18 protein-coding genes are annotated in these 23,575 nt (G+C 71.6%); 8 read left to right on the forward strand and 10 right to left on the reverse strand.

The features are described 5' to 3' along the window. The first annotated feature begins 8 nt into the window (after window positions 1-8). Together ACFYZF_RS17675 and ACFYZF_RS17680 are read left to right on the forward strand one after the other, a co-directional pair. On the forward strand, window positions 9-1,169 hold the full coding sequence (locus ACFYZF_RS17675) for a BtrH N-terminal domain-containing protein (RefSeq protein WP_387021647.1): 1,161 nt from the start codon (window positions 9-11) through the stop codon (window positions 1,167-1,169). Between the two features lie 30 nt (window positions 1,170-1,199). Continuing rightward, window positions 1,200-2,393, forward strand: a complete 1,194-nt coding sequence (locus tag ACFYZF_RS17680; RefSeq protein ID WP_387021650.1) for a glycosyltransferase — start codon at window positions 1,200-1,202, stop codon at window positions 2,391-2,393. 78 nt (window positions 2,394-2,471) lie between these two features. On the opposite strand, the gene ACFYZF_RS17685 is transcribed toward ACFYZF_RS17680, so the two are convergent. The 3 genes from ACFYZF_RS17685 to ACFYZF_RS17695 all read right to left on the reverse strand — a co-directional run bounded on the left by ACFYZF_RS17685 (window position 2,472) and on the right by ACFYZF_RS17695 (window position 7,471). Next, entirely contained in the window at window positions 2,472-4,328 is a 1,857-nt protein-coding gene (locus tag ACFYZF_RS17685; RefSeq protein ID WP_387021653.1) for an ABC transporter ATP-binding protein, read from the reverse strand. Continuing rightward, a complete protein-coding gene (locus tag ACFYZF_RS17690; RefSeq protein ID WP_387021657.1) occupies window positions 4,325-6,193 on the reverse strand; it encodes an ABC transporter ATP-binding protein in 1,869 nt (622 codons plus the stop codon). Before ACFYZF_RS17690 ends, ACFYZF_RS17685 begins: the two co-directional genes overlap by 4 nt. Window positions 6,194-6,289: 96 nt before the next feature. After that, window positions 6,290-7,471, reverse strand: coding sequence for a hypothetical protein (locus ACFYZF_RS17695; protein ID WP_387021659.1), 1,182 nt, complete (start codon window positions 7,469-7,471; stop codon window positions 6,290-6,292). 91 nt (window positions 7,472-7,562) lie between these two features. Between ACFYZF_RS17695 and ACFYZF_RS17700 the strand changes: the two genes are divergently transcribed. The 5 genes from ACFYZF_RS17700 (at window position 7,563) to ileS (ending at window position 14,592) form a co-directional block, all read left to right on the forward strand. After that, on the forward strand, window positions 7,563-8,087 hold the full coding sequence (locus ACFYZF_RS17700) for a GNAT family N-acetyltransferase (RefSeq protein WP_387021662.1): 525 nt from the start codon (window positions 7,563-7,565) through the stop codon (window positions 8,085-8,087). Between the two features lie 130 nt (window positions 8,088-8,217). After that, a complete protein-coding gene (locus ACFYZF_RS17705) occupies window positions 8,218-8,520 on the forward strand; it encodes a phosphopantetheine-binding protein (RefSeq protein ID WP_387021665.1) in 303 nt (100 codons plus the stop codon). 2 nt (window positions 8,521-8,522) lie between these two features. Further along, window positions 8,523-10,136, forward strand: coding sequence for a class I adenylate-forming enzyme family protein (locus ACFYZF_RS17710; protein ID WP_387021667.1), 1,614 nt, complete (start codon window positions 8,523-8,525; stop codon window positions 10,134-10,136). Between the two features lie 2 nt (window positions 10,137-10,138). Next, complete coding sequence (gene nudC / locus ACFYZF_RS17715) at window positions 10,139-11,131, forward strand: NAD(+) diphosphatase (RefSeq protein ID WP_387021670.1); 993 nt, start codon at window positions 10,139-10,141, stop codon at window positions 11,129-11,131. Between the two features lie 338 nt (window positions 11,132-11,469). Beyond that, window positions 11,470-14,592: an isoleucine--tRNA ligase gene (gene ileS / locus ACFYZF_RS17720; RefSeq protein WP_387021672.1), complete on the forward strand. Its 3,123-nt coding sequence runs from the start codon at window positions 11,470-11,472 to the stop codon at window positions 14,590-14,592. A 53-nt stretch (window positions 14,593-14,645) separates the two neighbouring features. Here the strand turns inward: ileS and ACFYZF_RS17725 are convergent, their stop codons facing one another. The 4 genes from ACFYZF_RS17725 to ACFYZF_RS17740 form a co-directional block, all read right to left on the reverse strand. Beyond that, entirely contained in the window at window positions 14,646-15,656 is a 1,011-nt protein-coding gene (locus tag ACFYZF_RS17725; protein WP_387021675.1) for an aldose epimerase family protein, read from the reverse strand. Beyond that, window positions 15,653-16,675: an LLM class flavin-dependent oxidoreductase gene (locus tag ACFYZF_RS17730; protein WP_387021678.1), complete on the reverse strand. Its 1,023-nt coding sequence runs from the start codon at window positions 16,673-16,675 to the stop codon at window positions 15,653-15,655. Before ACFYZF_RS17730 ends, ACFYZF_RS17725 begins: the two co-directional genes overlap by 4 nt. 63 nt (window positions 16,676-16,738) lie before the next feature. Continuing rightward, the gene (locus ACFYZF_RS17735; protein WP_387021681.1) at window positions 16,739-17,794 is read right to left on the reverse strand and encodes an SIS domain-containing protein; all 1,056 of its coding nucleotides are present in this window, start codon (window positions 17,792-17,794) and stop codon (window positions 16,739-16,741) included. Continuing rightward, window positions 17,791-18,600: a BtpA/SgcQ family protein gene (locus ACFYZF_RS17740; protein WP_387021684.1), complete on the reverse strand. Its 810-nt coding sequence runs from the start codon at window positions 18,598-18,600 to the stop codon at window positions 17,791-17,793. Before ACFYZF_RS17740 ends, ACFYZF_RS17735 begins: the two co-directional genes overlap by 4 nt. Before the next feature lie 177 nt (window positions 18,601-18,777). Between ACFYZF_RS17740 and ACFYZF_RS17745 the strand changes: the two genes are divergently transcribed. Next, window positions 18,778-20,160 carry an aldehyde dehydrogenase family protein gene (locus tag ACFYZF_RS17745; protein WP_387021687.1) on the forward strand — a complete coding sequence of 461 codons (1,383 nt, stop codon included), beginning with the start codon at window positions 18,778-18,780 and terminating at the stop codon, window positions 20,158-20,160. On the opposite strand, the gene ACFYZF_RS17750 is transcribed toward ACFYZF_RS17745, so the two are convergent. The 3 genes from ACFYZF_RS17750 to ACFYZF_RS17760 are packed head-to-tail and all read right to left on the reverse strand — an operon-like array spanning window position 20,147 to window position 23,338. Then, a complete protein-coding gene (locus ACFYZF_RS17750) occupies window positions 20,147-21,736 on the reverse strand; it encodes a pyridoxal phosphate-dependent aminotransferase (protein ID WP_387021690.1) in 1,590 nt (529 codons plus the stop codon). The genes ACFYZF_RS17745 and ACFYZF_RS17750 overlap by 14 nt on opposite strands. Further along, a complete protein-coding gene (locus ACFYZF_RS17755; RefSeq protein WP_387021692.1) occupies window positions 21,733-22,590 on the reverse strand; it encodes a TauD/TfdA family dioxygenase in 858 nt (285 codons plus the stop codon). The genes ACFYZF_RS17750 and ACFYZF_RS17755 overlap by 4 nt, the downstream gene beginning before the upstream one ends. Window positions 22,591-22,624: 34 nt before the next feature. Next, window positions 22,625-23,338, reverse strand: coding sequence for a cupin domain-containing protein (locus tag ACFYZF_RS17760; RefSeq protein WP_387021695.1), 714 nt, complete (start codon window positions 23,336-23,338; stop codon window positions 22,625-22,627). Between the last annotated feature and the right edge of the window lie 237 nt (window positions 23,339-23,575).

Here is a 23,575-nt window from a genome sequence, read left to right on the forward strand (position 1 = left end):
GGGAACACATGGACGACATCGACCTGGACGGCTTCACCCACTCGCACGTCCCACTCATGTACGACCGGGACGGGCTGCACTGCTTCTGGGTGCCCCGGGCGCTCGCCGCGTCCCGATGGGGCCGGGAGCGGCACGACGCCTTCTACGTCCACTTCCAGCTCTGGGTCCACTACGACCACCGGTGGGACCGCTACGACGTCGGCGACCGCTGGCGGGGCGCCGACAGCGCGACAGGCTGGGACACCGGAATGGGCGCCGAGGTGGACGCGGTGCAGGACCGCATCTTCCGCGCGCACCTGGGTCTGCGTCTGGACACGTTCAGCTCCGGGGGCGAGAACGTGGTGGAGACACTCGCCGGGCTCCTGCGCGACGACCGCGTCCCGCTGCTCCCCATGGACATGGGTGAGCTGCCGTCGTGCCGCGCCTACTACGACGGCCATCACTCGGGGCACGTCACCGTGGTGACCGGCTACCGCAAGCAGCGCGAGATGTTCACCGTGCTGGACGGGCTGCATCTCGAGTCGCTGACGAACGCCCGGCTGTTCCACGTCGACTCGACGGGCGGGCAGGGGCCGCCCGATCCCTGGGAGACCCCGCTGCGGTTCGCGGTGCCGTTCGAGCCGACGGTCACCCTCCGGCAGGTCCTCGGGGACATCTGCACGACGGCCTACGTGCCGAGCGAACACCTCGCCCGCGCGCACGCGGCCTGGGCGGCACACGGCGTTCCCTACCTGGTCGGGCAGGTGCTGACCGTCTCGGCCGGGCCGACGCCGACGACTGCCGCCGCGGTGGTCCGCGACGCCGCAAACGAGCTCGCGGACGTGGCCGACGCGGTTCTCGCCGGCGAGGAGCCGGTACGGGCCAAGGCCGAGTTCCTGGCCGGGGTCGCGCCGGAGTCGGCGTGGCGTCAGTTCGGATACGTGGACAGCCAACACATCCTGGGCGCCGCGGCGCGGCTGGTCCTCTACCGGGCCGGGGTGAGCCCCGCCGACGCGGCGGCCTGCCAGCTCGCAGCGGCAGCCGCAGCGGGCCGGTGGCGCGCGCTCGTGGAGCGGGCGCTCGCCCACGGCGGGAAGCTCGACGACGAGCTCGCGCAGACCTACGACGACGCTCTGACGGCCGAGCGGGCCTGGGCGACGACGGTCCGGCGGGCGATGGGGCGCGGTTAGCCGGGCCCTGATCCGAGATATGGAGAAATGGTGAACAAGATCAAAATTCCGGAGCTGACGCTGTGCCTCATCGTCAAGGACGAGGCCGCGTTCCTCCCGAGGTGCCTCGCGGAGGCCGGTCCCGTCTGCGGTGCTGTCGTCATCGTGGACACGGGCTCGACCGACGGCTCCCAGGACATCGCGCGTTCCCACACCGACACCTTCATCCAGACGACGATGGACGGCGGCTACTCGGCCGCGCGGAACCTGGCCCTGGAGCAGGTGAAGACCCCCTGGGTGCTGTTCCTCGACGTGGACGAGGAGTTTCCCGCCACCGAGTGGCCACGGGTCGCCGCCCTCATCGAGCAGGCGCCCGACGACCATCTCGCCTACACCGTCCTGCGCTTCAATCTCACGGCCGTGGGCGCGATCTGGGTCGACCGCCCGACGCGGCTCTTCCGCAGCCACCCGGACATCCGGTACCGGCGGCTCGTCGGTGAATCGGTGGAGGACGCGGTGCAGGACATGGGGGGCGTCATCGCGTCCTCGGGTCTGGTCCTCAATCATCCCGGCAACGTCCGGCCGGTCGCGGACCGCACCGCCAAGCTGCGGCGCTACCTCGACCTCACCGAGAAGCAGATCGCCGACTACCCCGAACTCGGCCTGTGGCCCGCCTACGCGGGTTTCCTGCACCGCGCCCTCGGCAACTTCGAGCAGGCGGTCGAGTGGAGTTCCAAGGCCGTCGAGTCGGACCCGTCGGCAGCACGGGTGTGGGCCTACCACGGCCACGTGCTCCGTGCGGCGGATCGTCCGCACGACGCCCTCGCGGCGTTCCAGACCGCGGCCAGGCTGGCCCCGGAGGACTCCATCTTCCTCAACATGGTCGGCGTCCTGCACCTCATGCTCAACGAGCTGGACGAGGCCGAAGCGGCCTTCACGGGGGCGCTCGCGCTGGAACCCGGCCTGTTGCACGCCGAGATCAACCGCGGGCTGATCCGCCAGGCCCGGGAGGAGTACGAGGCCGCCGCCGAGATCCTGCGCGGGGTCGCCCACCGCAACGCCGGTCTCCTCCTGCAGGACTGGCGCGGGCGCGTCGAGATCGACCACTTCACGTATCTGTTCAACGAGACGGTTCCGCACTTCGCCGGCCTCGCCTATCACCTCGCCTACTGCGAGTTCATGGCGGCGTCCGCCCGCACCGAGGTCCGGTACCCGGTGGACGCGAGGTTCGCCGACCCGAGGTAGGCGTTCGCCGGGTGGCCGTCGAACGACGCCGCCCACCGTCGGCGGCCGGGGCAACCGGCCGCCGACGCGCGGCCACCGTCACCGGTAGGCGTTCGCCTGGACGGTGAACAGGTCGGCGTAGAGGCCGTTCGCGCTCATCAGCGCGTCGTGGCTGCCCATCTCCCACAGCCGCCCGCCACGGAGGACGGCGATCTGATCCGCCGCCCGGACGGTGGAGAAGCGGTGTGACACGAAGAGAGTGATCGCTCCGCGCTCTCCGCGCACGTCCGCGGCGGTGTTCACGACCCGTTCGAACAGTGCGTGTTCCGCCAGGGCGTCCAGGGCCGCCGCCGGCTCGTCGAGGGCCACGAGCAGCGGGTCGCGTCGCATCAGGGTCCGGGCGAGTCCCAACGTCTGCCACTGCCCGCCGGAGAGCTCCATTCCGTCCCCGTAGCTGTGCCCGAGCAGACCGTCGAGGCCATCGGGAACCCTCCGCACAATGCCCCGCGCACCGGCCCGGTCGAGCGCCGCCAGGATCTCCTGGTCGGCGTCGACAGCCGCCAGCCGGCCCAGCCCGACGTTCTCCCGAAGCAGCAGTTCGAAGCGCGCGAAGTCCTGGAACAGCGTGGCGACCCGGGACCGCCAGTGTTCGGGGGTCAACTCGCGCAGGTCGATCCCGTCGACGGTGATCCGGCCCGAGGTCGGCTGGCAGAGGCCACAGATCATCCTCACCAGGGTGCTCTTGCCCGCACCGTTCTCACCCACCAGCGCCAACGTGCTGCCGGCCGGGATCTCCATCGAGACGTCCCGGATCACTGGCGCGTCGGCGCCCGGATAGGCGAACGAGACCTGCTCCAGCCGGATCCCACGACGCAGCCGGGCGGGCGTCCGCGGCACCACCTTCTGGCCGGCCGGCTCCTGCGGGGCATCCGACGTCGGCGGGGCGGCAGGAGGACCGACCGGGCCGATCGCGGGGGCACGCCCCGGACCGGCCGTCAGCTGCCGCAGCACGTCGATGCGCTCGACGGTACGACCCATCTGCTGCAACGTCCCGAGCATCCCCAGCAGACCGGACACCTGCACGCTGACCTGGACCGCGAGGGTGAGCACCAGCACGATCTGCCCGATGTTCGCCTCGCCGCGCACCGCGCTGCGGACGACGAGGAGGATCGCCGTCCCGTACGCAGCCGCGAACAGCACCTGCCCGCAGGCACGCAACAGGGCGCTGCGCCAGTGCGCCCTGCACAGCCGGCCGGTCGTCGCGGCCCAGGCTGCTCGCTGCCGCGAGATCACCGCCTCCCGGGCGCCGGCGAGCCGGATCTCCTTCGCGGAGCTTCCGGTCGTAGCCACCTTCACCAGGTGCCGGGACACCTGGATGTCGACGGCGGCGGCCTCCTGGGCGTCGTCGATCACCCGCTGCGCGCGGTTGCTGAGCAGCACCGGCAGCAGGGCGGCGAGCGGCAGCATGACGAGCCACGGGTCGACGCCGACCAACAGCACGGCGGTGAGGCCGATCTGCAACACGACCCCGCCCAACTGCAGCGTCGATTCGAGCGCGTTCCGCACCCGGATCAGGTTCTCGTTCACCAGGGTCAGGGCCTCGACGAACCTCGGATCGTCGAAGTGCTCGATGCCGGCGCTGCCGTGGACGATCGAGGCGACCTCGTCGGTGAGGGCAAGTTGCTCCAGGTCTCCCAACTCGAAGTAGGACAGGTGCGCGAAGTGCATCATGGTCAGCTCGAAGACCAGCAGCAGGGCCACGGCCAGGGCCAGCAGCACGGCCACCGTGCCGTCCCGGCCGATCGCCGCATTGGTGAAGTCCGCGAGGACGACACCGATCAACGGCGTCGCGAGATAGCCCACGGTCATCAGGACGATCGCGGTGAACAGCCTGCGGCGGTCGGTTCGGTAGCCGAGGCGCAGAAGGAAGCCGGCCGCGAGGGCGATCTTTCTCATCCCACCGCCGTCGGTTCGGCCGCGTCCACCCGGAATCTGCTCGCCTGCAACTCGAACAGCTCGGCGTACCGGCCGTCGTGCCGGATCAGTTCGTCGTGGCTGCCGCGTTCCACGACCCGGCCGTGCTCGATCACCACGATCTGATCCGCGTGGCGGACCGTGGAGAAGCGGTGGGAGATCAGCACGCTCGTCATCCCCTTCGCGGTGGCCAGGAACCGGTCGTGGAACTCCGCCTCCGCCCGGACGTCCAACTGCGCGGTCGGCTCGTCGAGCACCAGCACCGAGGCACCGCCGTGGACGGCGAGCAGCGCCCGGGCAAGGGCGATCCGCTGCCACTGGCCGCCCGACAGGTCCGTGCCGCCGGGATAGCGCGAGGACAGCGGCGTCCGCAGCGGGTCCGGCACTCCGCGCAGCGCGTCCAGGGCACCGGCCCGTTCGGCGGCGGCCGTGATCGCCTCGTCGTCCGCGAGCAGCCGTGGCGCACCGAGACCGATGTTCTCCGCCACCGTCAGCTCGTAGCGGACGTAGTCCTGGAAGGTCATCGCGAGTTGGCGGCGCCATTCGTCCGGATCGAAGCTGGCCAGTTCGACCCCGTCCACGGTGATCCGCCCGCTCGTCGGCTCGTAGAGGCGAGCCAGCAGCTTCACCAGTGTGGTCTTGCCGGCGCCGTTCAGGCCGACGATGGCGGTGGACCGGCCGACCGGGAGCGTGAGGTCCAGGCCGTCGAGAACGTCGGGACCGTCCGCGGAGTACCGGAAGCTCACGTTGTCGAAACGGATCTCCCGGCTCGGCCGCACCGGCATTGTCGTCGCCCGCGCGCCGACCGGCCGGCCGGCGCCCGCTCGTTGTTCGAAACGCTCCAGGGCGTGGTACGAGTGCAGTCCGAACTGCGTCTGCACATCACATTCGGGGAAGTAGACGCCGAAGCGCATGGGAATCAGGATTCCCTGTAGGGCGACAGCGAGTTCGAAGAGGTCGACCTGCCCCCGGCCGGCCGCCACGGCCAGCATCGTGATGGCGACCGCTCCGCCGACGAACCCGATCGCGGAGAACCCGACGAACGGCCAGAACTGGAGGCGTCGGCTACCGGCCCACATCGGTCGGAGGTTGGCCATGGTGTCGGCGCGCAACCGCTCGCGCAGCCAGCCCAGCAGCCCGAACACGCGGATCTCCTTGGCGGCGGTCGCACCGGTCGCCAGGCCACCGATGTAGCCGGCCCGCCGCCGATGCCCGGCCAGGGACTCCGACACCGCCGCGAACCGCCCGAGCGTGCCGCGAACTCCCACCCGGATGACCAGTGCGGTGATCATCAGGATCAGCCCCGCGAGCGGACTCAACACCACGCCGACGAGGACCACGGCGGCTGTCAGCTGGCAGTAGCGGGACACCAGCGAGGGGATGGCGCCGACGGCGTCGCCGGGGGTGTACGCCTGCCGCTCGAACGCCGCCCGCGCGTCGGCGAGCAGGTCCAGCGCCCCGGGGTTCTCCAGCAGGGCGATCGGGGCGTCGTCCAGCGCCGCGTCGAGCAGCCGCCCGATACACACCTCGTCGACCCGGCGCGCGATGACCTCGGTGACCGCGGACTGGAACGGCGTCAGCAGTTGTTGCAGGGTGAACGCGCCCAGCGCCACCGCGAAGACGACCACGATGCCGTCCCACGAGAGCCCTGTGGGCTGCGCGGCGAGGGCCGGCACCCGAGAGAGCAGCATGCTGGTGGAGACGATGAACGCCGACGGCAGCAGGCCGAGCGCGACGTTCAGCGCGAGAGCGCCGAGGGCCAGGCCGCGCCCCGCGTGCGGCAACAGGCGGAGCATCTGGAGCCAGCGGGTGGACCGATCCCTGAGGGCGAGCGCCAGAGGTGCCACCGAACCTCCCATGTCACCCACGGTCATCGGCGTGGGGGCCGACCACCAAATTCGGGGAGCCTATCGGCGGCCCGATTGATCATCAACAGGGCCGGCCTACCGGGAGGAGTGACGCGCCGCCGGGAGGTCGCGGCCGGAGCGGGACGTCCGTCGCGCCGTTTCCAGGCCCCACTGCGCCGCCGCGTCCACGACAGGTGCGAGTTGTTCACTCACCGCGGGAAGGGCATGGCCGTCCACGAAGTTGCGCAGTCCACCCGGCACCAGCGTGGCCAGCGCGGCGGCCGCGACCGGTTCCTTGGTCCGCGCGCCGTCGGCAGGGACACCGCACTCACCGGCCAGGAGCCCCACGGCGACCGCCGCCGTGACAAGGGCCTGCGTCAGGTGGCCCGGCACCTCGCCCTCGGCCGGGCGCTGCGGGCCTCCGTCGGCGATCAGCCGCCGCACGTCGTCGTCCCCGAGGCCGTAGGCCCGCAACAGGTCGATGGCCGGCACCTGCCGCCAGTCCTCGGTGGCCGGCCGATCGCGGAACCGGCAGATGGCGTCCCCGGTGAACCAGGAGAAGAACGGCACGAGTGCGATCCGGTCGAGAACGGTCTCGCCCGGCGTCACCGGGTCGGCCGGCCAGCACGCGGCCTTACGCAGGCCGTGCCAGCCGTTGCCGGCGATGCTCACCTCGTCGCCGTGCTGGACGAGATTCGACACCGACACGACCATGGGCACGCCCATCGCCCGCAGGAAGCCCAGGAGCACCTCGTCGTCCGGTTCGTCGCCGGTGGTGGCCCGTTCGGCGTACCGGTCGAACTCGCGGGCGACCTCGGCCGGCAGGATGAGAGCCTGGGCCGGCATGTACCCGTCGACGACCTCGACCCAGTCGGCACCGGCGAGCGCGGCGATACGCAGGGCGTACGAGGTGAACGACCCCCACTCGGTGAACAGACCGAGGGCGTGCCCCGGCAGCGCGCGTGTCCCGGCGAGCGCACGCCGCACGAAGTCCGACGCCAGGACGGAGTCGTCCTGGACGACGAGGTGGTGCGTCGCGCCCGGCGCGACCCGCGACCACGCCATGCGCGAGGTGCGCAGCGTGCCGCCGGGCCGGCCCGGCTCCGGGTCGGTCGCCACGCCCGCGTCGAACTCCGCGAGCGCCACGGCGAGACGCTCCGCGGCCGCCTGCCGGGCGGGATGCGCCATGACGCAGGCCGAGAGCCGGACCGGCGGGTCGAACGGATGCTCGGCGGCCGATGTGGGCCCTGCGCACGTCGACACATCGTGGGCGGTCATGGAGGTCACTGTAACCACCGTTGATCACGTGGGCACCGGCCATCACGGCATGCTTGACGAGGGAAGAACCGGCCGGGCAGGATTCACCGCTGTGTCCAGTGAGAGCTCAGACGGCGAGCTGACGGAGTGGACGTGGGCGGTCGCCACGGATCCGTCGGAGGCGCACGCCCTGCTGTGTGCCAGTGACGGGCACCAGGCGGCCCGGTACGGGATGGTCGCCCCCGTCCGCAACCTCGACACCACCGAACGCCGGGTGCGGGCGGGCTCGGTGCACCTGCTGCGGCACGGCACCGAGGCGGCGGCCTCGTTCACGCTGTCCCAGGAGCCCCCGCACGGCCTGGACCTCTCCGTCTACCCGCCCGCCACCAGCCCGGTCTACCTGCAACGACTGGCCGTCGCGCCGGCGTACGAGGGCTCGATCGTCGGCGTCCGGTGCCTGCGCCGGGCCGTCGAGCTCGCTCACCAGCGGGGTGCGGACGTGCTGCGCTGCGAAGCCAACCCCGACCTGCTGGCGACGCGGCGGATGCTCGACACGCTCGGCTTCACCCAGCACGGGCCGACCCTGGCCGACGGCGGCGTGCGCCGGGTCCACCTGCAGAAACTCGTCGCCGGATAGCCTGCGGCGACAAGTGGCGAGCGGCCGACGACGAGCCGCGACGAATCAGCGACGTGACCCGACGGGGTTCGCCGGGTACGGACAGCCCAGGGCTGTCGTCCGAAGGGAACGGGACTCTGTAGTGGATGAGTTGAGAAGGACCATCACCGAGCTGGTGCGGCCGTACGTGCAGGCTGCCGACGTACGCGCCCTGGACGATCCCGACGCGGAGCTGGCCGCGCTCGGCGTCGACTCCCTCGCCGTCGTCGAGCTGATCGTCCTGATCGAGAACAGGTTCTCGGTCACGTTCGCGTCCGACATGCTCGACTGGTCCACATTTCGCACCGTCACGTCCATCGCGGACACGGTCGCAGCCCTGCGCGGGCCCACCGGCGCCGACGGGCCCGGTCCGAGCGACCTCGATCGTCCCCACTCCCCGAATCGGTTCGCCTAGACATGCGCACAGGTCAGGCCACGGATCACGAGCTCGCCCACAGCTACCTCGGCCACCCGTTCGGGCCGCCCTGGGAGTACGGCGGCACCATCGTGTCGACTCTCCTGCGCCAGGTCGCCACGCTCGGCGACGCCGCCTTCCTGACGACCGCCACGGCGGACGGCGAGACGACGACGCTCTCCTACCGCGACGTGGATCGCCTGAGCCGACGAGTGGGCGCCTGGCTGCGCCGGGAGGCGCGGGTGGGAGCGGGCGACGTCGTGGCGCTCGCGCCGGTCAACGACGCACGGTCGGTCATCGGCATCCTCGGGTCCCTCCGCGCGGGCTGCGCGGTGCTGCTGCTCAGCCCCGCCGATCCGGTCGCCCGACTGCGCCCGCAGGTCGAGTCCGCCGGGGCGAAGGTGGTCCTGCACCCCCCGGCGGTCTCCCTCGACCCGTCGTTGACGCCGGTGGTCATTCCGGACCCCGCCACCCTGGCGGACCCGGCGGCCGGTGAGGCGGACGCGCCGGTGGAACCGGGCGCCGACGCGTTCCTCATCGGCACCTCCGGGTCGACGGCCGCCTCCAAGCTCGTGGTGCAGTCGCACTACAACGTCGTGGCGAACGCCGCCGCGCTGCGCGCCCATCACCGGATCGGGCCGGGCGAGCGGATCCTGGGGTGCCTTCCGATCCACCACGTGAACGGGCTCCACTTCACCGTGCTGGGCCCGCTCGCGGCGGGTGCCCACGTGCTGCTCGCGCACGCGTTCGACCCGTTCGGCTATCCCCGGCTGCTCGAACGGTTCCGGCCGCGGATCGCCAGCGTGGTGCCGAGTCTCCTCGAAGCCCTCACCCACACCTGGCGGTCGCCGCGGCTGCCGGGAGACTTCGGGTACTTCGTCTCGGCCGCCGCGCCGTTGACCGCCCAGACCGCGCAGCAGGTGTCGCGGCGTCTCGGGGTGCGGGTCCTACAGGGCTACGGGCTGACGGAGACGACCAACTTCTCCACCACGGTGCCCATGGACGTCTCGCCGGACACCTACCGCCGGTTGGTCCTGGAGGCGGACATCCCGTCCATCGGGGCGGCGATGCCCGGCAACGAGGTCGCCGTGCTGCTGGAGGACGGCAGGGTGGCCGAGCCGGGCCAGGTCGGCGAGCTGTGCATGCGTGGCCACAACGTGATGACCGGGTATGCGGGTAACGCCGCCGCCACCGCCGAGGCCTTCCGGCACGGCTGGTTCCATTCGCAGGACATGGGCTTCGCGGTACGCGACCCGGACGACGACCGGGCCTACTTCGTCATCACCGGACGCAGCAAGAACATCGCCAAGGTACGTGGCGAGACGGTCTCCCTCGAGGAGATGGAGCGGGCGCTACGGGCGCTGCCGGGCGTTCGCGACGCGGCGTGCCTCTGCCTGCCGCACCGGTTCCTGGGTGACGAGATCGTGGCCGTGGTGGTGTTCGCCCCCGGCGAGCGGCCGGATGTCGGCACCGCGCTGCGCGCCTCGTTCGCCACCACCGTCGTGCCGCGACGGGTCCTGTCACTCGATGCCATTCCCCGGACCGCCACGGGGAAGATCCTCCGGCCGAGGCTGGCCGAACAGGTCGCGGCGCACCTCGACGCACCGCTGCCGTAACCGTGTCGGACAGGACCGCCTCGGTGGCACCGCAGGGCTCGTGGGACCGGTGCCGCCGTCGCCGCAGCGACGAGCGATGGATCGCCGATGCCTGGCCGCGAGCCCGTGTCCTGGTCATCGACGTTTCCGGGGGCGGCGACGTCCTGGTACGGGACTCCGACCGGCCCGACGCCGACGGCGTGTCCGCCACGCTGCCGCTGGTGGATTCCGCCGACGCGCCGCCGGGGGAACGGCTGTTCCTCGGCGCGATCGACGACACACCCGTCTTCGCCGTCGTCGCGCCCCTGCCCGTCGTCGCGGGTACGGGCATCACGGGCAGGGGGAACCTGCGCGGGATCGGGCACCGGCTCGCCGAGACGGAGGCGGCGCTGCTCACCGTGGCGACCGCCCTGGGAAACTGGCACGCCGCCGCTGCGTACTCCCCCGCCACCGGGGCGGCGACCAGGCCCGTCATGGGCGGCTGGGCCAGGGCCGACGACAGCGGCGCCCTGGTCCGGCCACGGATCGACCCCGCGGTTCTCGTGCTGGTGCACGACGGCGGGGCCGGGCCCGACGGGCGCTGCCTGTTGGCGCACCGGGCGCCGGGCACGATGGTGGCGGGGACCAGGCAGTTCTCCAGCGTCGCCGGATTCGTCGAGCCCGGGGAGTCGCCGGAGCAGGCGGCGGCCCGGGAGGTTGCTGAGGAGGTCGGTGTCACGCTCACCGGCCTGCGGTACGCGGGCAGCCAGGCGTGGCCGTTCCCCGGCTGCCTGATGCTGGGCTTCCGCGCCCTGGCGGATCCCCGGGAACCGGTCCGGACCGACCCGGCCGAGATCGCCGCCGCCGGCTGGTTCACCCGTCGGCAGATTGCCGGGGCCCTCGCCGGCGCCCCGGTGGAGACCCCCGCCGGCGGGTTCCTCGCCCTGCCCCCACGGGCGTCGCTGGCCTGGTCACTGCTCGCCGACTGGGCGCGCGGCCCGGACGCGCGGCCGGCGGTGGACGAAGGGCCGGCGTGACGGTGGGCCGTCGGGCCGACGCCGCCGGTCACCCCCGTGCCGCCGGCCTCGGGTCCGCTCCGGCGATATGACGCGTGGGTTACGATATTGCCGCGAGGCGCAGATGGGGACGAGTACCGCCGTACGCAGCCAAGAGCGACCCGGGGATGGTGGAAGCCCGGGGGTGTTGCACGGCGGGAAGATCACCCCGGAGCCGTCGGAGGAAAGGCCGCGAGGCCGAGTAGAACCGACCGCACCCGAAAAGAGAGGGCCGCACGCGGCCAAGGAGGGTGGTACCGCGGGGCCGTAGGCCTCGTCCCTCCGCCGGAGCTTCACCCCATGCATCCGTCGGAGGAACCATGTACCGCAGCGTCCCGACTCAGGTCGATCTGCCCGATCTCGAACACGAGGTCCTGCACTTCTGGCACGCCAACAGCGTCTTCGCGCGCAGCCTCGAACAGTCCAGCGGTCGCCCGGAGTGGGTCTTCTACGAGGGGCCGCCCACCGCCAACGGCATGCCGGGAGCCCACCACATCGAGGCGCGGGTCTTCAAGGACGTCTTCCCGCGCTACAAGACCATGAAGGGCTTCCACGTCGCCCGCAAGGCGGGCTGGGACTGCCACGGCCTGCCCGTCGAGCTCGCCGTCGAGAAGGAACTGGGCTTCTCCGGCAAGCAGGACATCGAGAAGTTCGGCGTCGCGGAGTTCAACGCCCGCTGCCGCGAGTCGGTGACCCGGCACACCGACGCGTTCGCCCGCCTCACCGAGCGCATGGGCTACTGGGTGGACATGGACGACGCCTACCGGACGATGGACCCGGAGTACATCGAGTCCGTCTGGTGGTCGCTGAAGCAGATCTTCGACAAGGGCCTGCTGGTCGAGGACTTCCGGGTCGCGCCGTGGTGCCCCCGGGACGAGACCGGCCTCTCCGACCACGAGCTCGCCCAGGGGTACGAGACGGTCGTCGACCCGTCGGTGTACGTCCGCTTCCCGCTCGCCTCGGGGCCGCTGGCCGGGCGGGCGTCGCTGCTGGTCTGGACCACCACGCCATGGACCCTGGTGTCGAACGTCGCGGTGGCCGTGCACCCCGACGTGACGTACGTGGTGGCGACCGACGGCAACGAGCAGCTGGTGGTCGCCGAGCCCCTGATGGCCCAGGTGCTCGGCGACGGCTGGGACCTCACCGGGGAGTCGTTCAAGGGCCAGGAGCTCGAACGGTGGGGCTACCACGCGCCGTTCGACCTGGTCGACATCCCCGACGCGCACATCGTGATCCTCGCGTCGTACGTGACGACGGACAGCGGCTCGGGCCTGGTCCACCAGGCACCGGCCTTCGGCGCGGACGACCTGGTGAACTGCCGGTCGTACGGTCTGCCGATGGTGAACCCGGTACAGCCCAACGGCCGGTTCGAGCCGCAACTACCCCTCGTCGGTGGCGTCTTCTTCAAGGAGGCGGACCGCCCGCTCATCGACGACCTGGCCGCCCGGGGGTTGCTCTTCCGCCACGTCCCGTACGAGCACAGCTACCCGCACTGCTGGCGTTGCCACACCGCGCTGATCTACTACGCCCAGCCCTCCTGGTACGTCCGGACGACCGCGGTGCGCGAGGCCCTGCTGCGCGAGAACGACCGCACCACCTGGCACCCCGCCACCGTGAAGTACGGCCGGTACGGCGACTGGCTCAACAACAACGTCGACTGGGCGCTGTCGCGGCGGCGCTACTGGGGCACCCCGCTGCCGATCTGGCGTTGCGAGAACGAGCACCTGACCTGCGTCGGGTCGCTGGCCGAGCTCAGTGAGCTGACCGGATCCGACGTGACCGGGCTCGACCCGCACCGGCCGTTCATCGACGATGTCACGTTCACCTGCCACTGCGGGACGACCGCCCGGCGGGTTCCCGAGGTGATCGACGCCTGGTACGACTCGGGTTCCATGCCGTTCGCGCAGTTCGGCTATCCGTACCAGAACGTCGAGCTGTTCGAGAAGCGGTACCCGGCACAGTTCATCTCCGAGGCCATCGACCAGACCCGTGGGTGGTTCTACACCCTGATGGCGATCGGCACGCTGGTGTTCGACCGGTCGCCGTACGAGAACGTGGTCTGCCTCGGCCACATCCTGGCCGAGGACGGCCGGAAGATGTCCAAGCACCTGGGCAACATCCTCGAACCGATCCCCCTGATGGACCAGCACGGCGCGGACGCGGTGCGCTGGTTCATGGCCGCCGTCGGCTCGCCCTGGTCGGCTCGACGGGTCGGGCACACCGCGCTCCAGGAGGTGGTCCGCAAGATCCTGCTGACCTACTGGAACACGGTGGCCTTCCAGGCGCTGTACGGGCGGACCGCCGGCTGGTCCCCGTCCGGCGCCGACCCGGCCCCCGCGGACCGGCCGGTCCTGGACCGGTGGCTGCTCTCCGAGCTGAACACGCTGGTCCAGCAGGTGGACGCCGCGATGGCCACGTTCGACACCCACCAGGCGGGCCGGTTGCTGGCCGCGTTCGTCGACGACCTCTCCAACTGGTACGTCCGGCGCAGCCGGCGGCGTTTCTGGCGGGGTGACCCGGCGGCGCTCGCCACCCTGCACGAGGTGCTCTCCACCGTCACGCTGCTCATGGCGCCGATCACGCCGTTCATCACCGAGCGGGTGTGGCAGGACATGGTCGTGCCGGTCACCCCGGACGCGCCGCCGTCGGTGCACCTGGCCCCGTACCCGATCGCGGACGAGTCCCTGATCGACCCGGCCCTGTCCCGGCAGACGGCGCTCGCGCGGCGACTGGTCGAACTTGGTCGCGCCGCCCGCGCCGACTCCGGGATGAAGGTCCGGCAGCCGCTGTCCCGGGCGCTGGCCTCGGCACAGGGCTTCGAGGAGCTGTCCCCGGAGCTGCTGGCGGAGATCACCGCCGAGCTGAACATCGGGTCGGTGACCGCCGTGGGCGGGGCCGGCGAATCGCTGGTGGACACCACGGCGAAGGCCAACTTCCGCACCCTCGGCAGGCGGTTCGGGAAGACGGTGCAGCAGGTGGCCGCGGCGATCGCGGCGGCCGACGCCTCCGCCCTCAAGGATTCCCTGCGGGAGTCCGGATCCGCGACGGTCACGGTGGGCGATGAGCCTGTCACCCTCGGCCCGGACGAGGTGATCATCGTCGAGACGCCGCGCGAGGGCTGGGCGGTCGCCAGCGATGCCGGCGCCACCCTGGCGCTGGACCTGCACCTGACGCCCGAGCTGCGGCGGGCCGGGGTGGCCCGCGACGCGATCCGGCAGATCCAGGAGGCACGCAAGGCCAGCGGCCTCGACGTGGCCGACCGGATCGTGCTGCGGTACCGGGCGACCCGGGAGGAGACGGCCCTGGCCCTCGCCGAGCACCGCGACCTGGTCGCGGATGAGGTGCTGGCCGCCGACTGCGCCGACGGGGAACCGTCGTGGGCCGACCCCGAGGCGTTCGCCGACGAGTCGCTCGGCCTGACGTTCTGGCTCCGTAGGGCCTGACGTTCCGGCGTCCCGGCCCACCATCCGGGTGGGCCGGGACGCGACGGGCCGGGTCAGCCGACGAAGAACTCGTGCACCGTACGGTGCCGGTAGGTCTGTCCGGGGTCGAGCCGGACCGACGGGACGTCCGGAAGGTTAGGCGCGTCCGGCCAGGCGCCGGCCTCCAGGGCCAGCCCCGCGCGGGGCGCGAACAGCCCGTCGCCGCTGTACACGCCGAGCCCCGGCTGGTCGGTGACCACCCGCATCCGGCGACCGCTGCGCTCGTCGCGCAGCTCGGCGGCCCACCGTGGATCGTCGAGGACGAAGAAGTTGTCCAGCCGGGCAGTTCCGATGCGACGCGGGGCACGGAAGTCCAGGCGGGTCCCGGCCAGCGGGAGCAGTGGGCCGGCCAGCGGGAACAACTCCTCGTCGAACGGGACGATCCGCTCGGCGTTGAGCGCGAGCAGGTGGGTGTCCACGGTCCCCGAGCCGGCCAGATTCCAGAACGCGTGGTTGGTCAGACCGACGAGCGTCGGGGCGGTGGTCGACGCCCGGTACTCGAAGGCGAGCCGGCCCGAGGCGTGCAGACGGTACGCCACCTCGGCGGTCAGCTCCCCCGGGTATCCCTGGTCCCCGTCCGGGCTGACCAACGTCAGGACCGCCGCCACCTCGTCCGGGCTCTCCTCGACGCGGGCCTGCCACACCCGGCGGTCGAAACCGTTCGTACCGCCGTGCAGGTGGTGGCGGCCGGCGTTGCGGTCCAGCGAGTACCGGGCGCCGTCGAGGAGGAAGGTCCCGTCCCGGACGCCACGGCAGTACCGCCCGACGGTGGACCCGACATAGGCGTTGAGCGCACGGTCCTCGTACGCGGCCAGGTCCGGCAGCCGGCACACGACGTTGCTGCGGTCGCCGGCCCGGTCGGGCACCACCACCTCGACGAGGGTCGCGCCGTACGTCCAGACCGTCACGTCGATGTCACCCGCCGAGAGCGTGATCTCGTCGACGGCCCGTCCGGCGTCGGGTCCGTCGGGACCGGTCACGCCGACCTGCCGCCGCCGCACGCGCGGCGCATCGGGCTGCGTCATCCTCGGACCTCCCGCGACGACGCGTACTCACGTAGCGCCGGGGCCACCCGCGTGATCATGAGTTCCACGGTCTGCCAGTCGATCGGCGGCTTGACCGCCAGGAGGAAGTCCCGGACGCCGAGGTCGACGTACGGCTTGAGGTCCGCCACACACTGCTCGGGCGCACCGAAGCTCAGGTACTCGGCACGCACCTCGTCCGGCGCTCCGCGCAACAGCTCCGCCGATCTCGCGTCGACGTCGGACGCCCGCTCGACCAGCACCGCCCGGAACGTGACCGATCGACGGATGCCGGCCTCGTCGCGCCCCACCTCCACGCAGTGCCCGCGCAGGGCGGCGAGCTGACGACCGTAGTCCTCCGTGGTGGTCGCCAGGGTGTTCCAGATATCGGCATGCCGGGCCGCTGTCCGCAGCGTCCGCCGCACCCCGCTCCCGCCCACCACGAGGGGCACGTGGGCCTGGCGGGGCTTCGGCGCGAGCCGGGCCCGGTCCAGCCGGAAGTGCCGCCCCTCGAACGTCGTCTCGGGCTCCGTCCAGAGCCGCCGGAGGATCTCGCAGGTCTCGTCGAGCCGGTCCATCCGTTCCGCGGCGGAGGGGAACGGGATGCCGTACTGCTCGTAGGCCAGATCCGGCCCGCCCGCACCCAGACCCACCTCAAGCCGCCCGTCGCAGGCGTGGTCGATGGTGGCCAGGGCAGCGGCGGTGACGGCGGGATGCCGCCACATCGCGCCGGTGACCAGCATGGCGCAGCGGATCCGCTCGGTCTGCGCGGCGAGAGCGGCCAGCAGCGTCATGCCCTCGAAGCAGGGCTGGTCGGGGCCGTACAGATGCGGTCGCAAATGGTCGATCAGCGAGATCCAGTCGTAGCCCAGGTGCTCCGCCCGCCGCCAGAGATCACGGCAGATCTCGTAGCTGCCGTGCAACTGTCCGGAGTGGATCCCGAACCGGAGGGCGTCACCGTACAGCCTGGTCGGGGGTGGGATGTGCGCGTGGCCGTCGCGGGCCGGGCTGACAGCGTTCATGGCGCCGACCCTAAGGTCTCCGTCGGCCCGACGCGCATCTACGTCGCCCACCTGGGGACGCCCTCAACGACGGTGGAACGGGGGCCGGCCCAGCAGTTCGGCCAGGTCGGCGGCCAGCGGAGCGGCGAAGACGTGCTCGATCAGGGGAGACCAGGCCGGGGAACACCCCCCGGGCAGCGGCAGCACCAGGTGCGCCTGTTCCCGGATCTCCTCATCGCCGGGCTCGGCCAACGCGGCCACCAGGTGACCACGGTCGCGGGCCTGCGCGCACAGCCGCACGGCGCGCTCGTGGCTGGGCCCGGGCGGCGCCAGCACGATCAGGGGCGCGCCTGCCTCGGTGGCGAACCGCTCGACGTGCCACCACTCCTCGAGGTCCCGGCCCAGCGCCGGCACTCCGGCACCCTCGATGATCTTCGCCGCCGCGTACCGTGCCGTTCCCAGAGCCGGCCCCCCACCCAGCACCTGCACCGGAACTGTCCGCAGGATCTGCTCTGCCAACCGTCGGCACGGCTCCGCCTGCTGCCGCACCGCCCACTCCACCATGTCCGGCAGGGCGGCGAGCCCGTCGCCCCCGGGCACGGTGGAGGCCGACGAGGCGTCCGCATAACCCTCGGCCAGGAGCAGGAGGGTGAGAAGACTGGCCTGATAGCTCCGGATCCCCGGGGATGGCGGGCGCTTCGGCAGCTCTGTGGCGACGCTGTGGTGTGCGCTGCGGCCCACGGGCGTGTCGGCGGATCCGACGATCGCGAGGGTGCGGAAGCCGTCCGCCCGGGCCCGTTCCAGCCCGGCCGCCAGCGCGACGCTGGTGCCCGAGGCGGAGACGCCCACCACCAGGGTCGCCGCGGCGGGCTCCGGGAGCGATCGGCCGAGGCCGTAGTCGAGCAACCGCTGCGTGCCGTAAAGCACGCAGGTGGTGTGCGGCAAACGGTCGAAGGCGTACTCGGCCGCCTGGGCGGCGTACAGGGAGTCCCCGCTGCCCGCCAGGACGATCCGGCGGGGTGCCGGCTCGACGGAGCGCAGCTCGTCGAGCTGCTTGCCGAGTGCACCGGTCAGCACGGCCAGGTCAGAGGCGAGGCCGTCGACCTCCGCGCGCATCGCGGCCACCGTGTAGGCGCTCACGCGGTCTCCCGGGGCGACAGCGAGTTCAAAATCTCCATGTAGGACCGGACCTTCTGCTCGGACACGTCCCCGGCCCAGCCGCCGACGGTGACACAGCCCCCGACGAAGACACCGTCGGCGGCGCCGACCAGCCGGGCGGCGTTGTCGTGGTCCGTGTGACCGGCCAGGTAGATCGGAGCCGCCGGGGCCGCGCGCCGGACCTGCGAGATCAGTTCGAGGGTACGGGACTCGTCCGGGTCTCCCAGGCAGACGGCGTCGGCGCCCGCGTTCATCGCCGCGCGGGCCACCTCGCCGGGCTGCTTGTCGCCGTTCGGCCAGCTGAAGTGCATGCTGGCGACATCGGCGATCACCTTGACGTCCCACGCGTCGATGGCCCGGCGGTACGCCATCACCGAGGCGGGATCGGGTCGCACCGTGCCCTGCCAGCTCAACGTCTCACCGACGATGGCGCCCACCCGGACGAAACTCCCACCGCAGACCTTAGCGGCGGCCAGCGACGCCCTGGTCGCGTTCCGCATGATCTGAACGCCGACCCGAAAAGCCGGGTCCGTCGCCGCCCGGACAGCCTCGGTGATCACCGCGACGGCCGCGAGCCGTGCGGGATCACAGTCGTCCTCGACACCGTAGACCCGGTCCGCGGTCTGCAACAGGCAGCCGTGCGCGCCACCCCGGTCTAGGGCACGCGCCGACTCGACCGCGCGGGCCAGCGTGTGACGCAACGAATCGGGCTCGTAGAACGGAGTGCCCGGCAGCGGGGCCAGATGCACGACCCCGTAACAGGTTCTGGTCGGCACGGGCAGTCCCATGGCATCTCCCTCACAGCCCGGCCGAGCCCTGTCGTCAGCCGTTCCATCGGCGCGCTTCCCGTGCCCCGGCGAGCGTAGTCGATGGCGGCCCGGGCCTGAAGGTGTCCGGCCGACCCGCGCGGGAGGCGGGACCGACGAGATCCACATCGCGCCGTCCTCCCGGTTAGGATCATGCCCATGACCGCAGAAGCCGTTGACGTCCCGCCTTCACCGACCGGTCTCCGGCTCACCGACCCACGCACCGGGCGGGTCCGCGCAGACCTGGCCGGTGCGGGCGGGTCGACGGTCACCGAGACGGTCGAGGCGGCGCGGGAGGCCCAGCGGTCCTGGGCCGGGCTGCCGACGGGCGAGCGGAGCCGCCGTCTCCTGGCGTTCGCCGACCGGATCGACGGCGCCCTGAGCGAGTACGTCACCGCCGAACAGGCCGGCACCGGCAAGCCGGCCCACGAGGCCGAAGGCGAGATCCGCGACAGCATCGACCTGTTGCGGTTCTACGCCGGCGCCGTGCGCGCCGCGCTGGCGCCCGCTGCCGGGCACCACCTCCCGAACCGGGAGAGCTGGGTACGGTGGGAGCCGCTGGGCGTCGTCGGTGCGATCGTGCCGTGGAACTATCCGATCCTGATGGCCGCCTGGCGCATAGGGCCGGCGCTCGCCGCAGGGAACGCGGTGCTCCTCAAGCCGGCCGAGAGCACTCCCGACAGCGCGCTGCTGCTGGCCAGGGACGCCAGGGACTCACTCGGTCCGGGAGTGCTCAACGCGCTGCCCGGCGACCGGGCGACGGGCCGGCTGCTGGTGGAGAGTCCCATCGACGCGATCGCGTTCACCGGCAGCATCGCCGGCGGCCGGGACGTGGCCGCCCGGGCGGGGCTGCGCCGGGTCAGCCTGGAACTCGGGGGCAACTGCCCGGCGATCGTGCTGCCGGACGCGCCCGAGCACACCTACGCCGACCTGACCGGCGCGGCCACCTACAACGCCGGGCAGAGCTGCGCCGCACCGGCTCGGGTGATCACGCTACGGTCGAACTACGCCGAGGTGGTGGACCGTCTCGCTGAGGCGATGAGCCAGCGGCAGGCCGGCCGTTCGTTCGGCCCGTTGAACAACGCCGACCAGATCCGCCGTTACCGGCAGATCATCTCGGGCTCCGCCGCCGGGGTGAGCCACTCCGCCGGGCTGGCGCTCGGCGACGACTCCCACGAGGACGGCTACTGGGCCGAAGGGCGGATCCTGGCCGACCTGGAACCGGACGATCCGGCGGTCGCCAACGAGTTGTTCGGCCCCTGCCTGACCGTGCAGGCCGCCGAGGACATCGATGACGCCGTCCGCCTCGCCAACGGTGTCGACCAGGCGCTGGCGGGCAGCGTCTGGGGCGCCGGGACCGGCCAGTTGCTCTCCGTCGCCCGGGCGCTCGACGCCGGCGAGGTGTGGGTCAACTGCGTTCTGGAGCAGTGCCCCGAGCTGCCACACGGCGGGCGAGGAGCGTCAGGTCACGGCACCGACCTGAGCGTCCTCGCCCTCACCGAGTTCCAGCGACCGAAGACGGTGACGGTCAGACTGGCTTGACCTCACGCTCCTGGTAGCGCCGCAGCCGAGGCATCGCCTCGGCGAAGTCCGACCAGGGCCGGGACGTCGTCAGCCGCATGAACGCGCCGGAGAGGCAGAAGGTCAGAATGCCGGGGAAGAGGGACACGTTGGTCTCCCGCAACAGTTCCCGGAAACAGAGGTACGAGTCCTCGTGGTCGTCGAACGACGTCGTCAGGTTGATGGAGTAGCGCGCCGGCAGCACGGAGACCCCCGGCAGTCGGATGCCGTTGTGGTAGGCGTCGCGGATCAGCGTCAGGGACCGTTCGCGGGCCCTCCGCTCGGCCCGGTAGCTGTCGTACGCGCGCTGCAGGTTGGGCAGGCGCAGGCCGTACGTCGACTCGAACTCCCGACAGTGCGCGGTGGTCAACTCCTCGTCACCGCTGATCAGCCACCGTTCCATCCGGGCCAGCACCTCGACCACGGTGTAGAAGAACGACGGCGGCCCGCCGAAGGTGGTCGACGCGTACTCGTAGTAGCGATCGATGAAACCGCTGTCCGCCATCAGCCAGCCGATCTTGAGGCCCGGGGCGGACCAGTTCTTCGACAGGCTGCTGACCCGGATGACGTTGGCCGCGGCACGGGCCGGCGAGGTGGGAACCGGCTCCCCCAACCACTCGTGGCACTCGTCCAGCACGATCAGGGTGTTCGGCGAGGCGGACTTGATCAGCAGCTCCAGCTCGTCCTCGCAGACCAGGGCGCCGGTCGGGTTCGCGGCCGTCTGCAGCAGCACGATCGGCGTGTCCGGGCGCAGCGCGGCGATCAGCGGTCGCAGCGACGTCCGACCGTCCGCGGTGGACGCCAGCGGCACCAGCGACACCGGCCCTCGACGGGCCACCGACTCCACCAGGGGCGGATAGTTGGGTATGGCGCACAGCGACGCGCCGCCGCCCGGGCTCGCCTCGAGCAGGATGAAGTCGACCAGCGTGCTGATCGCCAGCGTCGCGCCCATGGTCAGCGCCACGTTGTCGGCCGTGTATCCCGCGCTGGGCAGCCGGGCCGACTCGTACGCCGCGACCGCATCCCGGGCCGGCTCACGCCCCCGGGAGTCGGAGTACCCGTACCAGTCCCGGCTCAGGGCGTAGGAGATGCAGTCCTTCAACGCGCCGGGCAGACCCCAGTGCTCCTCGTCCACCGACCCGCTGGAGAGGATGATCCCCGCCTGCGAGCGCAGGTCGCCGTAGAGGTCGTCGCGGAAGTAGGAGTTGAACAGTTCCTTGACGAAACGTACGGTCGCCCGTGAGGAGAGCACCGTGGCGGCGTCCACCTCGCGTCTGTGCCGGGACTGCCGCCACCGGGCCGCCAGGTCGGGGCGGTGGCTCTCCACCCCGAGTTCGCACTCGACCCGGCCCAGGTAGAGATCGCGGAGTTCGAACGGGTCCTGCGGGTTCACCGCTCGGGCGTACACCTCCAGCAGCCGCGCGTCGGGGCCCGGGTCCAGGGCAATCGATGCCCGCGAGGGATCGGGGCGCTGCGCCGCGAGCATCTCGACATCGGCGGGCACGACCGACAGCCGGGGCGCTCCGACGTCACTGAACAGCCCTTCGACATCCGTCATCCGGCCACCTCCCCCGATCGGTCCGTGATTCGCAGTCGCTTGAGATGCCGGTGGCGGGTCGAGCCCTGGAACGGCGCCGCTGATCGGCCGTGGAAGACGTACGTGTTGTCCAGGACCGCGAGGAGCCCGCGACGCCACTGGAGCCCTCGCGCGACGTCGCCCTCGTACATGCCCGCGAGCAGTGCGGCGAGGGCGGCCCGGACCGTCGCGGCGTCGAACTGGTCGGTGTCGGACACCCAGCGCAGCGTGTCGGACTGGAAGTCGCGGAACGAGAAGACCGGCCGCCCGTCCACCCGTCGCCGGATCGGCGGCACGCCGGGGCGGTCGTACCGGACGTGCGCGAGGATCTCCCGGTCGGCGGGCTGGAGCCGCTCGTCGACCCCGGCGAACGGGACCAGGACGGTCTGCGCGGCGTTCTCGTCGTCCCCGGCGTGCAGGCACATCAGGACGATGTATCGCGGCTGGCTACCGGTCGGCCGCCCGCTGCCCTCGGTGTGCAGGCTCAGGGCGCTCGTGGCGAACGGCTGCCGCGTGGCGTCGGCGGTGTCCCCCTCGGCGCTGATCAGGTGCAGGATCCGGCCGTCCTCGACGTTGGGCAGCACAGCCGGATCGGTCTCCGGCATGACCTCGCCGAACCGGTGACCCAGCTCCAGCAGGCCGGCACTGGTCATCGGTTCACCGAGATCGACGAGGCCGAGTCCGTGCTCGGTGAGCTGGCGGCGCAGCACTGCCTCTACCGTGCCCACCGGGCTCCCGGCCGGCACGGGCTCCGGCACGAGTGCGGGCGGCGGGAGCGGTCGGCCGCCGAGGAGTTCGGCCCGCTTCCCGAAGTGCCGGTCGTGGGGTCGCTCCAAGAAGCTCCCACGCATGGGTGTCGGGCCTGGGGTGTCAGGCACCGGTGGCGCCGAATACGACGGGACCGTGCGAGCATCCCGCGGCACGCAACTCGTTCCCGCTACCGGCCTTGATGCCGCAGATGCGGCAGACGATGTGTCCGTCGTCGGTCAGCAGATCCTCGAACGGCCTCAGTTCCTGCCGGTTCGCGCTGTCGAGCGGCTGGTGGGCGACGCCCACCGAGAGCAGGACGTGGTCGGTGATCGCGCCGACCGCATGCGGTTGCGCGCCGTCCACCATGTACACCAGCCCCGGAGTCGTCTCCAGGATCTCACCGGCGGCGGTGATGGTGCCGCGACCGCCCACCACGAAGAGAAGGTGATCGCCGGGGTGGGTGTGCGGAGCGAATCCCTCGCCCGCGGGAACATGGATGAGGTCGGCGCCGAGGAACCCGTTGGTGATCAGAGACCGGCCGGTCGCCTCGCGCGTCTTGGCTATCTGGATCTCGCCGGGTCGCATGTCGACCTTGAGCAGTTGCTCACTCTCCGTGGCCCCTGCATCGAGTGCCCATTCGCAGAGCGCCACCGCACGGTTCTCTCCGGCCCGGTCGGACGCACCGTCACCGAGTTGGAGCTGCGTTCCCGGGGTGGCCGCCAGGAGTCGCACCATCTGCATCAACAGCTGTCGACGCTCGACCGGATCGAGGTGTTCGAGCTCGTGACTCAAGGAATCCACCATGGAAACGACGGAGCGGTGTGTTTGCGCCATTGATACCCTCCGTAGTCAACACGCCGATTGTTGATCAGGCTACCGAAGCTCGAAACACTTATGAAGTCACCGAAAGCTCCAACACATTGACGCAATGTCATACATCCAGGTCAGGGTGCCCACAACGGGGGCAGTTCCGATAACCATGGAGCCATTGGCCGTGTCCTTTTGATGACGCCGGGGCGCAAATTGATGACGCTGGGGCGCAAAGAGGCCACGCCCGGTCGCGAGCTGGCC

Source organism: Micromonospora sp. NPDC001898 (genome assembly GCF_042891255.1).
Taxonomy (GTDB): Bacteria; Actinomycetota; Actinomycetes; order Mycobacteriales; family Micromonosporaceae; genus Micromonospora.

What these genes read in the sequence shown, in the direction of transcription:
- ACFYZF_RS17675 (WP_387021647.1), top strand. Translation starts at nt 9, where the DNA reads ATGGACGACATCGACCTGGACGGCTTCACCCACTCGCACGTCCCACTC.
- ACFYZF_RS17685 (WP_387021653.1), bottom strand. Translation starts at nt 4,328, where the DNA reads ATGAGAAAGATCGCCCTCGCGGCCGGCTTCCTTCTGCGCCTCGGCTAC.
- ACFYZF_RS17695 (WP_387021659.1), bottom strand. Translation starts at nt 7,471, where the DNA reads ATGACCGCCCACGATGTGTCGACGTGCGCAGGGCCCACATCGGCCGCC.
- ACFYZF_RS17710 (WP_387021667.1), top strand. Translation starts at nt 8,523, where the DNA reads ATGCGCACAGGTCAGGCCACGGATCACGAGCTCGCCCACAGCTACCTC.
- ileS (WP_387021672.1), top strand. Translation starts at nt 11,470, where the DNA reads ATGTACCGCAGCGTCCCGACTCAGGTCGATCTGCCCGATCTCGAACAC.
- ACFYZF_RS17725 (WP_387021675.1), bottom strand. Translation starts at nt 15,656, where the DNA reads ATGACGCAGCCCGATGCGCCGCGCGTGCGGCGGCGGCAGGTCGGCGTG.
- ACFYZF_RS17730 (WP_387021678.1), bottom strand. Translation starts at nt 16,675, where the DNA reads ATGAACGCTGTCAGCCCGGCCCGCGACGGCCACGCGCACATCCCACCC.
- ACFYZF_RS17740 (WP_387021684.1), bottom strand. Translation starts at nt 18,600, where the DNA reads ATGGGACTGCCCGTGCCGACCAGAACCTGTTACGGGGTCGTGCATCTG.
- ACFYZF_RS17745 (WP_387021687.1), top strand. Translation starts at nt 18,778, where the DNA reads ATGACCGCAGAAGCCGTTGACGTCCCGCCTTCACCGACCGGTCTCCGG.
- ACFYZF_RS17750 (WP_387021690.1), bottom strand. Translation starts at nt 21,736, where the DNA reads ATGACGGATGTCGAAGGGCTGTTCAGTGACGTCGGAGCGCCCCGGCTG.
- ACFYZF_RS17760 (WP_387021695.1), bottom strand. Translation starts at nt 23,338, where the DNA reads ATGGCGCAAACACACCGCTCCGTCGTTTCCATGGTGGATTCCTTGAGT.